At 61.8% G+C, this 13,212-nt stretch carries 14 protein-coding genes and 1 pseudogene; 8 read left to right on the forward strand and 7 right to left on the reverse strand.

The genetic code is table 11. The features are described from left to right. Positions 1-43: 43 nt before the first annotated feature. A complete protein-coding gene (dinG, locus tag PH586_RS19925) occupies positions 44-2,188 on the reverse strand; it encodes an ATP-dependent DNA helicase DinG (protein WP_271349546.1) in 2,145 nt (714 codons plus the stop codon). Between the two features lie 116 nt (positions 2,189-2,304). Between dinG and PH586_RS19930 the strand changes: the two genes are divergently transcribed. Beyond that, entirely contained in the window at positions 2,305-2,769 is a 465-nt protein-coding gene (locus tag PH586_RS19930) for a CopD family protein (RefSeq protein ID WP_271349547.1), read from the forward strand. Between the two features lie 45 nt (positions 2,770-2,814). Here PH586_RS19930 and PH586_RS19935 read toward each other — a convergent pair whose 3' ends face one another. The 4 genes and pseudogenes from PH586_RS19935 to PH586_RS19950 form a co-directional block, all read right to left on the reverse strand. Then, a complete protein-coding gene (locus PH586_RS19935) occupies positions 2,815-3,576 on the reverse strand; it encodes a collagen-like protein (protein WP_271349548.1) in 762 nt (253 codons plus the stop codon). Further along, positions 3,569-3,874, reverse strand: coding sequence for a DUF1145 domain-containing protein (locus tag PH586_RS19940; protein ID WP_271349549.1), 306 nt, complete (start codon positions 3,872-3,874; stop codon positions 3,569-3,571). The genes PH586_RS19935 and PH586_RS19940 overlap by 8 nt, the downstream gene beginning before the upstream one ends. Before the next feature lie 131 nt (positions 3,875-4,005). Next, entirely contained in the window at positions 4,006-4,737 is a 732-nt protein-coding gene (locus PH586_RS19945) for an OmpA family protein (RefSeq protein WP_271349550.1), read from the reverse strand. 102 nt (positions 4,738-4,839) lie between these two features. Beyond that, positions 4,840-5,196: pseudogene (locus PH586_RS19950) on the reverse strand (OmpA family protein); the annotation flags it as partial. Between the two features lie 440 nt (positions 5,197-5,636). Here PH586_RS19950 and PH586_RS19955 point away from each other — a divergent pair. Together PH586_RS19955 and PH586_RS19960 are read left to right on the forward strand one after the other, a co-directional pair. Continuing rightward, positions 5,637-6,134 (forward strand): DUF6231 family protein, encoded by a 498-nt coding sequence (locus PH586_RS19955; RefSeq protein WP_271349551.1) that lies wholly within the window; start codon positions 5,637-5,639, stop codon positions 6,132-6,134. Positions 6,135-6,139: 5 nt separating this feature from the next. Continuing rightward, positions 6,140-6,625: a YchJ family protein gene (locus tag PH586_RS19960; protein ID WP_271349552.1), complete on the forward strand. Its 486-nt coding sequence runs from the start codon at positions 6,140-6,142 to the stop codon at positions 6,623-6,625. Between the two features lie 233 nt (positions 6,626-6,858). Here the strand turns inward: PH586_RS19960 and PH586_RS19965 are convergent, their stop codons facing one another. Further along, positions 6,859-7,413 carry a hypothetical protein gene (locus PH586_RS19965; RefSeq protein WP_271349553.1) on the reverse strand — a complete coding sequence of 185 codons (555 nt, stop codon included), beginning with the start codon at positions 7,411-7,413 and terminating at the stop codon, positions 6,859-6,861. A gap of 214 nt (positions 7,414-7,627) precedes the next feature. Between PH586_RS19965 and PH586_RS19970 the strand changes: the two genes are divergently transcribed. From PH586_RS19970 to PH586_RS19985, 4 genes are all read left to right on the forward strand, one after another. Next, a complete protein-coding gene (locus PH586_RS19970) occupies positions 7,628-8,125 on the forward strand; it encodes an LEA type 2 family protein (protein WP_271349554.1) in 498 nt (165 codons plus the stop codon). 6 nt (positions 8,126-8,131) lie between these two features. Then, positions 8,132-8,326, forward strand: a complete 195-nt coding sequence (locus PH586_RS19975) for an SEC-C metal-binding domain-containing protein (protein ID WP_271349555.1) — start codon at positions 8,132-8,134, stop codon at positions 8,324-8,326. 7 nt (positions 8,327-8,333) lie between these two features. After that, entirely contained in the window at positions 8,334-8,792 is a 459-nt protein-coding gene (locus tag PH586_RS19980) for a DUF2489 domain-containing protein (protein ID WP_271349556.1), read from the forward strand. A 79-nt stretch (positions 8,793-8,871) separates the two neighbouring features. After that, a complete protein-coding gene (locus PH586_RS19985; protein WP_271349557.1) occupies positions 8,872-11,409 on the forward strand; it encodes a penicillin acylase family protein in 2,538 nt (845 codons plus the stop codon). A 161-nt stretch (positions 11,410-11,570) separates the two neighbouring features. Here PH586_RS19985 and PH586_RS19990 read toward each other — a convergent pair whose 3' ends face one another. Next, entirely contained in the window at positions 11,571-11,798 is a 228-nt protein-coding gene (locus PH586_RS19990; RefSeq protein ID WP_271349558.1) for a hypothetical protein, read from the reverse strand. Positions 11,799-12,316: 518 nt separating this feature from the next. On the opposite strand from PH586_RS19990, the gene nadE reads away from it, so the two are divergent. Next, entirely contained in the window at positions 12,317-13,144 is an 828-nt protein-coding gene (gene nadE, locus PH586_RS19995) for an ammonia-dependent NAD(+) synthetase (RefSeq protein WP_271349559.1), read from the forward strand. The last annotated feature ends 68 nt before the right edge of the window (positions 13,145-13,212 follow it).

Raw genomic sequence — 13,212 nt, forward strand, 5'->3', positions numbered from 1 at the left:
CATTGTTCCAGCCCGGCATGCACTTGGAAACCCAGGCAGCCGGCTAACTGATCTCCCGCCGAAAAGGCGGTAGTGCATTGAGAATTGCCTTGCCATAACGCTGGGTCACCACTCGCCGGTCGAGCAAGGTAATGGTGCCGCGGTCGGCTTCGGTACGCAGCAAGCGCCCGCAGGCCTGGACCAGGCGCAGCGAGGCATCGGGCACGGCGATTTCCATGAAGGGGTTGCCACCACGCGCTTCGATCCACTCGGCCAGCGCCGCCTCCACCGGGTCATCCGGTACCGCGAAGGGGATTTTGGCGATCACCACATGCTCGCAATAGGCGCCGGGCAGGTCGACGCCTTCGGCGAAACTGGCCAGGCCGAACAACACGCTGTCCTCGCCGCTGTCGACCCGCGCCTTGTGCTTGTTGAGGGTTTCCTGCTTGGACAGGTTGCCCTGGATAAATACCCGCTTGCGCCAATCGCGCTCCAGCCCCTCGAACACGTCCTGCATCTGCTTGCGCGAGGAGAACAACACCAGGGTGCCACGCGAGCCTTCCACCAACGCTGGCAAATCGCGAATGATCGCCGCCGTGTGCGCCACCGCATCACGCGGATCGGCATGCAGGTTCGGCACCCGCAGAACGCCGGCATCGGCATGATGGAAGGGACTCGGCACCACGGAGGTCACCGCCACCTTGGGCAGGCCGGCACGCATCCGATAGCGATCGAAGGTGCCCAGCGCGGTCAGGGTTGCCGAGGTCACCAGGGCGCCATAGGCCACATTCCACAGGTTGCGACGCAGGGTTTCGGCCGCCAGGATCGGGCTGGCGTTGACCTCGATGTCGAACAGCGCACCGCTGTCGGCCAGGGTCAGCCAGCGTGCCATCGGCGGACTGTCTTCGGGGTCTTCGGCGGTGAAGGCCAGCCACAGCTCCCAACTGCCATGGGCCCGCGCCAGCAGGCTGCCAAACAGCGGGTACCACTCTTCGGCCTGATGACTGGCAATGCCGATGGTGGCCTCGCCATCCATGGCTTCCTTGAGTTTTTCGGTCACCCCGGTGAACAGCTCGGACAGCTTGGAAAAGCCTTTCTTCAACTCCGTACCCAGCTCACGCAGGTGCTCCGGCACCTGGCCGCCAACGAAACGGTGACGCGGCCGTTCGCGGCCCTGCATGTCTTCGCCGGGCTTGAACTCGGCCACCTGCTCGCAGGCGCTGAACATGAACTGCTGCTGGGTCTTGATCTCCCGCGCCAGCTCCGGGACCTGCTCGATCAAGCGCCCCAGATCACCCGGCAACGGGTGCTGGGCCAGCAGCTTGCTGAGGTTCTTCGCGGTCTGTTCCAGCCAATCGGCGGTCGAGCGCAAGCGGGTGAAATGGGCGAAGTGACCGATGGCCTTGTCCGGCAGGTGGTGACCTTCGTCGAACACATAGAGGGTTTCACGCGGGTCGGGCAGCACCGCGCCACCGCCCAGCGCCAGGTCGGCCAGGACCATGTCGTGGTTGGTGACGATCACATCGACCTTGCCCATGCCCTCGCGGGCCTTGTAGAAGGCGCACTGCTGGAAGTTCGGGCAATGCCGGCTGGTGCACTGACTGTGGTCGGTGGTCAGCTGCGACCAGCGCGTGTCCTCCAGCTCCTCGGGCCAGTTGTCGCGATCTCCGTCCCATTTGTTGCCGGCGAGCTTTTCCATCATGACCACGAACAGTTTCTGGCTCTGCTCGTCGACGTCGATACGGAAGCCTTCTTCCTCGAACAACTGGGCCGTGGCGCTTTGCGCTTGGCCTTCCTGCAACAGCATGTCGAGCTTCGACAGGCACAGGTAGCGGCCCCGGCCCTTGGCCAGGGCGAAGCTGAAGCTCAGGCCGCTATTGCGCATCAGGTCGGGCAGATCCTTGTGCACGATCTGCTCCTGCAGGGCGACCGTCGCGGTGGCGATCACCAGACGCTTGCCGGCGGCCTTGGCCACGGGAATCGCCGCCAGGCAGTAGGCCACCGTCTTGCCGGTGCCAGTACCGGCCTCTACCGCCACCACGGCCGGCTCGCCCTCACGCCGACCCTCCCCGTCGACCTTGATCGCCCCCAGCACCTTGGCGATGTCGGCGATCATCAGCCGTTGGCCATAGCGAGGCTTGAGCGACTTGGCTTCGAGAAAACGCGTGTAGGCGCCCTGGATCTGGGACTTGAGTTCGGTACTGAGCATGGGATCTGGACGTGGGGTCTGGGCGCGAAAAGGCTGGATAAATTTTCAGTGTCTTGCAACGGCCGCTATCATAGCGCGCTAATCGATAATGCGCAGAACCCGGACTGGAGTTTTACATGACACCTTACGCTGTGACCTACGCCCTGCATCTGCTTGCCGCACTCGTATGGGTCGGTGGCATGTTCTTCGCCTGGATGATCCTGCGCCCCGCCGCGGTCAGCGCACTAGAGGCGCCGGCGCGCTTGAAACTGTGGCTCGAAGTATTTCAGCGCTTCTTCTACTGGGTCTGGGCGGCCGTGATAGTGCTGCCAATCACCGGCGTGGGCATGCTCAACCTGCGCTTTTCCGGTTTCGAGGTCGCGCCGCGCTATGTGCACATCATGATCGGCCTGTATATCGCCATGCTCGCGCTGTTTCTCCGTGTACAGGCGCTGCAACTGCCTGAACTGCGCCGCGCGGTGGCCGCCGAAGACTGGCCGAGCGGCGGTGCCGCGCTCGGGCGAATTCGCCGCCTGGTGGGAATCAACCTGATACTGGGTCTGGGCCTGATCAGCATCGCTGCCACCCGCCCAGGCTTTTGAGGACGAGCCAGGAGCGCATGGCGCTCCTGGCCTTGAGCCGCTGAGTTAGAAGCGCACTACATCCAGATTGCCTGCCGCCCCGGCACTGCCTGATTGGCCGGACTGACCGGAGCGCCCATCACGGGCATGCGACGTGCTGTACAGCCAGCAGCCCTTGCTCGCACCACCGGCCCCAGGATTTCCGCCATTGCCGGCAGAGCCACCGGCGCCGCCATCGAGACGCACCTGCAACCGTTCCAGAGGAAAGCCCAGCGGCACCTCCAGGCGCACCTGCCCGCCCCTGGCGCCGGCCTGGCCATCGCCGCCGCGCAAGCCATCATAGCCGCGACTGGCCTGGCCCCAGGTACAGCCGCCCGGCTTGCCATCCGCGCCATCCAGACCCGAGTAACCTGGCGCACCCATGCCACCTCGGGCATCGACCAGGAGGGCCTCGGTCGCCACAGCTACCAGACGAAGGCTCAGTGTACGACCCGGCAATGCCGGTTGCAGGAACGACCCCGGGGCACCACGCACGCTGATCTGCGCGCCAGCAGCGACCTCGCCGCTCTCCACGTCGAGACGAAACGGCTGCTCGCCAGGTGCAATGGCAATCCGTGCGTTACGCCCTAGGCGCAGCTCCGCGACATGCATGTCAGTCAGCCCGGATGGAATCAGCAAGGTGCCATGATCTGCAATGTGCAAGCGCTCCACCTGCAACACATGGGTTGTTGCGGGTAATCGCAGCATGGCATGCGGCTGCACCTCGATCAGGTTCTGCGCCAGTGCCAGCGGACTGCAGAGCGCGGCCAACAACAACGGGCTACGCATGCTCGACCTCCACCTGCGCCAGGGCCGCACTCACCGGCTGCGCCGGCGCCAACGACAAGCCCTGCAAGTGGAAAATGCCGAACAGCAATACCTGTACGCGCTCAAGCCCCAGCCGAGCACGCCCGTTCATGCGTTCATTGAATAGCCACAACTCCAACCCGTGGACCAATACAAGCAAAGCGCCCGCCATATTCAGCAACAGTGCAAAAGGTTGCGCGAACGGATTGATCAGATTGGCCAAGACCACGCCCCAGAATAATGCGGTCAGTACTTTTCCCAATCCCAACAAGATCTTCATGTTCGCCCCTGGCAGCTTTTTGTTCTGCGGCACCTTAACTGCTTTGCGCCAGGCTAGCAAAAAGTGCGGCGATCTCCCGCCGGGCCAGATGCATGGCCGATCAACGACCGGCCCACATCAGGCAAGATCGGCTACGGCAGCGCTTCGACCGCAGCTTCGACCCGTCGATTGATCGCACGTCCAGACTCGGTGTCGTTATCGGCAACCGGGCGTGACTCGCCGTAACCCACAGCCGAGACCCGGTCAGCTTCGATACCATTCTGCTCGACTAGCACGTCGCGCACGGCATTGGCACGCCGTTCGGACAAGCCTTGGTTATAGGCATCGGAGCCAATGGCATCGGTGTGCCCTTCGACAATCGTGGTGGTCTGCGGATACTGCTTCATGAAGTCAGCGAGACTTTTGATATCAGCGTAACTGCCTTCCTTGACGACCGACTTGTCGAAGTCGAACTTGACGTCCAGCTCGACGCGAATCGGCACTGCAGGCTCATCAGGCTCCATCGCTTGCGCTGTACTCGCATATTCGCTGTAAGGGCAGCCATTGTGGCGCACCGAAGTATTGGGCGGTGTACCGGGACAACGGTCGCGACGATCAAACACGCCGTCGCCGTCCTCATCACCGTCCTGGGCATAGCAAATAAGGCTGCCAATGACCGCTCCGGCCACGGCACCGCCTGCTGCCCAAGCCGAACTTTCGATTGCGCCTAGGCCGCCACCGGCCAGGCCTCCAATCGCAGTGCACAAGGGCCAGTTCCCTTGGTTGAGTACTGCGTCTCCCGTACTGGAAGTCGTGACGCAACCAGAAAGAATACTACTGGCCAAGAGAAGGGGAAAAGCAACTCTGCAGAGCCTGGTTCTCATGGTGAATCTCCTGTATTACCAGCAGCACGCCGGTAACACAGGAGTTAAGCGCACCCTCTGGATAGTACAAGTGCGCCCTCGGTGAGGGCGCACATGGCATAGTTAAGGCCGCGCCTCGACTTCAGCCTCAACTCGACGGTTGATTGCCCGACCTTCCGCTGTCGAATTGTCAGCGACCGGACGGGTTTCGCCATAGCCTACTGAGTTGACGCGACTACCTGACACACCATACTGGTTGACCAGCACGTCGCGAACAGCGTTGGCACGACGCTCGGACAGGCCCTGGTTGTAAGCGTCGGTACCGATGGAGTCGGTATGCCCTTCAACCACGGTTGTGGTTTGCGGGTATTGCGCCATGAAGTCTGCAAGGTTTTTGATGTCGGCAAAACTGTCTTCTTTCACTTGAGCCTTGTCGAAGTCGAACTTCACATCCAGTTCGACTCGAACAGCTTCTGCGACGGGCTCAGGCATGACAGGCTCCTCGACCATCACCTCCTCGACCATCGCCATTTCTTCCATCTCTCCGGCGCCATGGACCCAGCAATAAGCCGCCGCCATGCCGGCACCGACCAAGGCACCGCCACCCGCCCAAGTCGAACTTTCAATGGCGCCCAGTGCCGCGCCGCCCACACCACCAACCGCCGCACACATCGGCCAATCGGTTTTTTGCAAACCGGCGCAACCCGTCAAGAAACTTGTCGTCAATATCAGGGGTACCGCTTTCCTTATGATGCTCATATGCATATCTCCAGTAGGGATCGGACAAAAACCGACACTTAAGGATTAAAGACCTCTGCTTTAGAATTCGCCAGACATCATTTACATACTTCAAGAATCATCGGCTCTAGGCCTTCACGCAGCCGCGCGTTAGTCTTTTCAGAACCGATCGAGGATTATCGATGACCGCGAGCATTACTACCCGCACGCCACAACAAGCGCTAGCCGCTCTACTGGAGCGTTACGCACCCAGCCGCCTGCTCTTGATAGGTGCCAGCGAACTGCCGGCACTGGACGCTTTCAAGGCCGCACACGCCGATTGCCAAGTCGCCCATGCCGCCGCAGGCACCTTGCCGGCCGAACTGGCCGCTCAACGATTCGACCTGGCGCTGGTCGTCGACTGCCTCGAACACCTGCCCAAACGTACCGGGCTGGAGCTGCTCGGAGGCATCCGCAACCTGAATGCCAGTCGCCTGGCAGTGCTGGTCGACCTGCAGGCCTGCGCCTGGCAGGACACCGATTTCTTCGCCCTGGCCCTGCAGGCCAGCGAGCGCTTTCAGCGAGGTGAACAGACCCTGAGCCTGTTCACCTACGACCTGCTGGACTACAAACAGGTACCCGCCTGGCTGAATGCCAAGTTCTGGGCCAACCCGGAAAACTTTGGCAAATACTGGTGGTGAAGCACATGCAGACAGTCAACGCCGCTCCGCCAAGCTGCCCTTGCGGCAGTGGCGACTCACTCAGCGAGTGCTGTGGTCGCTACCATGCCGGGCTGCCGGCGCCGAGCGCCGAAATACTCATGCGCTCACGCTACAGTGCCTATGTACTGGGACTGGTTGATTACCTCCTGGCGACCACCCTGGCGACACAACAACCGGGCCTGGATCGCGCCGCTATCAGTGCCTGGAGCCTGCACAGCACCTGGCTTGGCCTCGACGTCGAAAGCACTGAAGTACTGGGCGGACAGCCGGAACATGCGTTCGTGACCTTTACCGCCCGCTGGCACGATGACAGCGGCGAACATGCCCACCGCGAACGCTCCGCCTTCGTCCAACACCAGGGCCACTGGTACTTTATCGACCCTACGGTCGCGCTACAGGTCGGCCGCAATGATCCCTGCCCTTGCGGCAGTGGGCAGAAATTCAAGAAATGCTGCGCCGGTTTTGTCTGAATCAAAACCCCGCGGGCCGATTCGCGCGGGCACAACAGCGATGCCGTTGCACTCAGTGATTGGCTCACTCGCTTGGCGCACACAAGGCGCTCGGCGCCTGGCGCGGAAACATAGCGATGGTGCTGCAGCAGGCTGCAGAGCCACGCGCCTTTCAACCGTGCGCAGCAACGCCGGTACTCGCTCTCGGTGAAACTGGGTGCCGCGACCAAGTCGGGAGCAATCCCGACTTCGAGCTATTCCTGTAATTTCAGATGGGAAATATCCGGGGGTGGCGCCGCCGGTGCGGGCTTTATCTCACCCATGTCGCTACCGGCAGGTGCCAGACTGAATTGCGACAGATCAACAGGCGGTGCTTGCGGCGCAGGCTTGTCATCCTGCAAGTCCTCACCCAGCGGAGCGATGCCAAAATCCGGCGCATCGACCTCGGAGAAGGCCGCCATGTACTCATCCCGCGGCAGCACTTTCAGCCGCTTGCCGGCAGGCGCATCCGCCGCTGCAGCAGGCACATCCCCAGGCGCGGCGGCTGGCGGCGCTGCCAACTCGATCTCCTCGACCTCCTCCGCCATGTCCCTCACTTCGACCAGAGCACCGGCGCGCAGTAAGGTGCTGCGATATTTTTCCGCGCCAGCCGCATCCAGGTTGTTCTTGATCACAATGCGCCGACCGGAAAATAACAAGGCGATACGCTGAGCATCGGCCTGGAACAACTTGGCCAGATTGGCTTGCACCGACTCCAGTTGCGCCCCCGGCACTAACTGGCCTGTGAAGGCGATCTCATAACGAACCATGGTCACTCTCCTGTCTTCATCGGCGCCCAGTATGGCGCAGGCTGGTACCCGCAAAGGTTGTAAATCCATTAAACGCCGTGGCGGGGCCGCCTTTAGGCGCCCTCGGCAACACGCTTGGGGATGGCACAGTAGGCGGGCGTTGTTTCACAATCGCTCACAACACGTTGCAGCCAGGCACGTGCTTGTTACACTGACGCGTCCTTTGGAGTATGAAATGTTTTCCCAGGCGCTAACTATAAGAATTCTCAGCCTATTGATTTTGTTCGGCCTGTTTTCCAGCATCGGTGGGTGTTCCACCTGGACCAGCGGGGGATTCAAGGATCCGGATGTCAGCTTGGTCAAAGTCGAAGTCATCAGGGCCAAGTTGTTGGAGCAGCGGTTCGTCCTGCGTTTCCGTATCGACAACCCCAACAGCATGAGCCTGCCGGTGCGCGGCCTGGATTATCGGGTGCACCTCAACGAGGTGAAACTGGCAGAAGGCGAAACCAATACCTGGTTCACGGTTCCAGCCCATGGCCACCATGTGTTCGATGTCCCCGTGCGCACCAATCTCTGGCGACACCTTCGACAAATCGTCAAATTGCTTGAGCGACCCGAAGAGCCTATCCGCTATCGCCTCGAAGGCCAGGTAAAAACTGGCCTGTTGTTCGGGCGCAGCGTGCACATGTCGCGTAATGGCGAGATAATCCCCGGCGATTTCATTCCTGAGTAAGTGCACATGAACCAACAAGCCCACGTACACGGTCCCGACTGCAACCACGCCGAACCTGATCATGACCACGGTCACGTGCATGGCCCGGACTGCAACCATGCTCACCAGGAGCCGGTGCGCAACACCCTGAAAGATGTCGGCCGCAACGACCCCTGCCCGTGCGGTAGCCAGAAGAAGTTCAAGAAATGTCACGGTGCTTGATGTACCCATGAGCACCTTGACTCTGCTGCTTCTGCTGGCCGGCACCCTGCTGGTGACGGCCCTTGCGCTGTATGCCTTGCTGCTGTGGCGCCGAGTCTGGGCGCAACGTCGCAACTTGGCGCAGGCAGAAAGCCAGCGCCGTGAACGTCTGGCTGGCGACTTGCAGGTGCTCGCCAGCAGCCTGCTCGATAGCCAGCTGCCATTGATCGAAGGCGCTATTCGGATCAAGGTGCTGCTGGACAACTACGACACGGCGCTGAGCCAGGACAGCCGCTGCCAGGTGTTTCATTTGCTGTTCGAAGCCACCGCCCAGGTGCCGACCCATGCGAACTGGAAGGCACTGGACCCCGGCGAGCGGCGCCAGCATGAAAAACGCTTCAATGAACTGGAACTGCAGCACAAGGCTGCCGCTCGCACAGCCGCGCGCTGGCTGCTCGACGAAGGCCTGAAGCACCCCGGCAACTGACCCTGGCCAGCTGCCAGGGCTGGCCGGCACTATCATCCACCGCTCTTTCCTGTCCTGCGTTCTGCAAGGAGCTCGTCGCATGCTATCGCGCGCATTCCGTCCCATGGCCCAGCTGGGCCTCGCCGCCACTCTTGCTAGCGGCGTGGCGTTAAGCGGCTGCCAGTCGATTCTCGACAGCCGTTACAGCGATAGCCTGCAGCCGGACCAGGGCAGCGTGCGCATTCAGGGCCTGGCACAAACCGTTGTGGTTCGACGCAATGCCCTGGGCATGCCGCTGATCGAAACCAACAGCTTCCACGACGCGCTGTTCGCCCTGGGCTATGTGCATGCCAGCGACCGCCTCAGCCAGATGGTCGGCCTGCGCCTGATGGCCGAAGGCCGATTGGCGGAGATGGCCGGGCCCGGCGTACTGGAAATCGATCGCCTGATGCGCGCGGTCAACCTGAAAAAAAGTGCCGCGGTGCTCTATGACAGCGCCTCGCCACGAATGAAGAAGTTCTTCGAAGTGTACGCCCGCGGCGTCAATGCCTATCTGTTCCGCTATCGCGACAAGCTGCCGATGGACCTGGCCCAATCCGGCTATCGGCCGCCCTACTGGAAAGCCGAAGATTCGGTGCTGGTGTTCTGCCTGCTGAATTTCGGTCTGGCGGTCAACCTGCAGGAAGAAATCGCCGCCCTGGTGCTGGCGCAGAAAGTCGGCAGCGACCAACTCGCCTGGCTGCTACCCACCTACCCGAACGAACCGCTACCGTTCGATGAGGCGGAAAAGCTCAAGGGTTTGACCCTGAGCGGACAAATACCCGGCCTGGCCGCCGTCAACAATGCCGCCAGCCAACTCGCCAGCGCTCACATGCTGGGCGTCGCCGCGTCGAACAACTGGGCCATCGCCCCACAGAACAGCCGTAGCGGCAAGAGCCTGCTGGCCAACGACACTCACCTGCCACTGTCGATGCCATCGGCGTGGAACTTCGTGCAGATCCGCTCACCGAAATTCCAGGCCGCCGGCGTGTCGATTGCCGGCGTGCCCGCCATCGTCGCCGGGTTCAACGGCAAGCTCGGCTGGGGCATGACCATGGTCATGGGCGACAACCAAGACCTGTTCCTGGAGAAAATCCGGCGCCAAGGCAACCGCCTCTATTATCAGGCCGAGGGCAAATGGCTGCCCGCCCGGGAGCGCCAGGAAACCTTCTTCATCAAGGGTCAGCGACCGATCCGCGAAACCATCTACGAGACCCGCCACGGCTCGCTGCTCAACTCGGTGCTGGGCGAACGCAAACACCCCTTGCAACCCCTGCAACTGGAAAGCGGCTATGGCCTGGCCCTGCAAACCACCCAATTCGAGGCGGACCAGAGCCTCGATGCCCTGTTCGACCTGTCCCGCGCGCAGTCGGTGGAGCAAGCCTTCGAAGCCACCCGCGAAGTGCGCGCCATGCCATTGAACATCGTCTTCGCCGACGCCCAGCACATCGGCTGGCAAGTCACCGGGCGCTTCCCCAATCGCCGCGAAGGCCTTGGCCTGATGCCCTCGCCTGGCTGGGACGGCCGCTACGACTGGGATGGCTTCGCCGACCCCATGCTGCATCCCTACGACCAGGATCCGCAGCAAGGCTGGCTGGGCACCGCCAACCAGCGCACCGTGCCACGCGGTTATGGCATGCAATTGTCCAGCTCCTGGTTTTACCCGGAGCGCTACGAGCGCCTTGCCCAACTGGCGGGCAGCGGCAAGCACGACACCCGCAGCATGATTGCCATGCAGTACGACCAGACCAGCCCCTTCGTCAGCAAGCTGCAGAGCATGTTCGCAGCACCCGGCATGGCCAAGCCGCTGCAAAAGGCCATCGATGCCCTGCCCGCGCAGGAACGCGGCAAAGCGCGCGAAGCATACCGCCGGCTGATGGCGTTCGACGGCAAACTCAGCGCAAGTTCGGCGGATGCCGCACTCTATGGCGCCTTCCTGCACGAAAGCGCGCGGCAGATCTTCCTCGATGAACTGGGCCCCGAGACCAGTGCGGCCTGGCTGGCCCTGGTGGAAACCGCCAAGCAATCCTATTCGGCGCAGGCCGACCACCTGCTGGGCCGCGACGACAGTCCATTCTGGAACGATATCGGCAGCGCCGAGCAAGAAGACAAGCCTGCCATTCTCGCCCGCAGCCTGGCCGCCGCCGTGACCTTCGCCGAAACCAAGCTCGGCAGTGAGCGCAGTACCTGGCAATGGGGCAAATTGCACAGCTACACCTGGACCAACGAAACCAGCAAACTGGCGCCCTACATGAACACCAGCCAGCGCGCCGCAATCAACGCACTGAAGGGCTATCTCGACCGCGGCCCCTACCCGGCCGGCGGCGATCACAGCACCCTCAATGTATCGGCCTACAGCTGGGGACAGGACTTCGACACCTGGCTGATTCCGGCCATGCGCATCGTGGTCGACTTCGGCCGCGAAGAGCCATTGATCGGCCTGAACAGTTCCGGCCAATCCGGCAACCCGGCGAGCGAGCATTACGCCGACGGCATCGAGGCCTGGCGCAAGGGCCAGTACATGAGCTTCCCGTTTCAGCCACAGAACCTCGAGAAGGTCTACGGCACTAAACGACTGATCCTGACACCCGGGAAATAGTTACCGCTGGTCGGCGACGACTGAACCAAGCGGGCAGGTCTGCACTCTGAATTGACGGACTTACTCCATAGATCATCATTTCAGGGCGCCTTTGGGCGCCCTTTTTTTGTGCATGATTTAGCCGCGCGCAGGCCCGCCCCGAGCCTGCCGGTCGACCCTGATCAGTCGCGAGTAATCCCGGTGATGGTGATGCCATAACGTTCAGCCAAACGCACGGCAGGAGTCTGGATTTCATTGGGCAGGTCTGTAGGCTCTTCGGGCTCGTAAACCTTTTCGGCCATCTTGAGCAACTGGATTGCCACCTGCTCCATGCTCGGCTTGCTGGCGGACTGAAGCTCGAACACCTCGGTGCGCTCATCTTTACTGTATGTGATCTTCCAGGTCGTCATACCCGATTCCTCCGACTCGATCTTCCGCATGCTGACGGACATCTGCTTAAAAGCACCTTATCAAAGCCGCCTGCTCACTGTGGTCGATAGCCCGCTAGACAGCTTTTCCAGATGTTTCAGCGCCGATAACTCGCCACGGCTGCAATGCTGTTAATTTAAGCCAAGTGAGCAGCATTTTTGTAGCCGGGTAAATGGATGCAAGCGCCGCACGTACAGCAGCAGGATTAGCGCCCCCTCAAGTGAACAGCACTACCGCCAAGCCTGCACCTCAGGTGCCGGCATGCCTCAACGCAGAGGCATCGATTGAGTCGCCGGGCGCCCATGGCGCCCATGGCGCCTATTGTTTGCCAGCATTTGCGCCTCATACGCGACCATTGACGATTAACGCAAGGCCACAGTTGGCTTATGATCCTGCTGCGCCTGCGCCACGCCATGCCAACTGGCCGCAATACCCAACGAGCAGGCCTCACTTTCCAACCACCATCACCTGCGCAACCGACTTGCACTAAGGAACCACCATGAGCAGCCGCCAAGCCGAGATCGCCACCGCCCTGAACGTGGTGCCCCCCTTTGCCGACGAAACCGCCCTGTTGGCAGAGATCGAGCGGCGCAAAACCTTTATCAAGAATTGCCTGCGTAACGCGGGCCTGAAAGTACTGGTACTGGGCATCAGCGGCGGGGTCGATTCGCTGACCGCTGGACGCCTCGCGCAACTGAGCGTGGAAGAACTGCGCAACGAGACGCACGACGCCGCATATCGCTTCATTGCCGTGCGCCTGCCCCACGGCACCCAGCACGACGAGCACGACGCCCAGGCATCGCTGCAATTCATCCGCGCGGACGAAGAAGACACGGTGAACATCGCCGACAGCGTGTATGCACTCGGCGAGCAGGTCAGCCACCTGCAGAAGCTCAGCGAGGCACGCCGCGACTTCGTCGTCGGCAACATCAAGGCGCGCATGCGCATGGTCGCCCAGTTCGCCATTGCCAACGCCAATAACGGTCTGGTCATCGGCACCGACCATGCTGCCGAGGCCGTAATGGGCTTTTTCACCAAGTTCGGGGACGGCGCTTGCGACCTGGCACCGCTCAGCGGCCTGGTCAAGGGCCAGGTGCGCGCCATCGCCAAGCAGCTTGGCGCACCGGAAGGCCTGGTGTTCAAGGTGCCCACCGCCGACCTGGAGGAGTTGCGTCCGGGCAAGCCGGACGAAGAAGCGCACGGCGTCAGTTACGCCGAGATCGATGCCTTCCTGCATGGCCAGCCGGTTCGCGACGAGGCTTACGCCATCATCACCCGCACCTACGACAACAGCCGGCACAAGCGCGAGCTGCCACTGGCGCCCTGATCACGAAATTGCAGGCAAGAAAAAGCCGGTTCCCACAGTGCGCGGAAACCGGCTTTTTCGTGGCCCAG

Origin of the sequence: Pseudomonas aestuarii (assembly GCF_027988105.1) — a bacterium.
Lineage (GTDB): Bacteria > Pseudomonadota > Gammaproteobacteria > Pseudomonadales > Pseudomonadaceae > Aquipseudomonas > Aquipseudomonas aestuarii.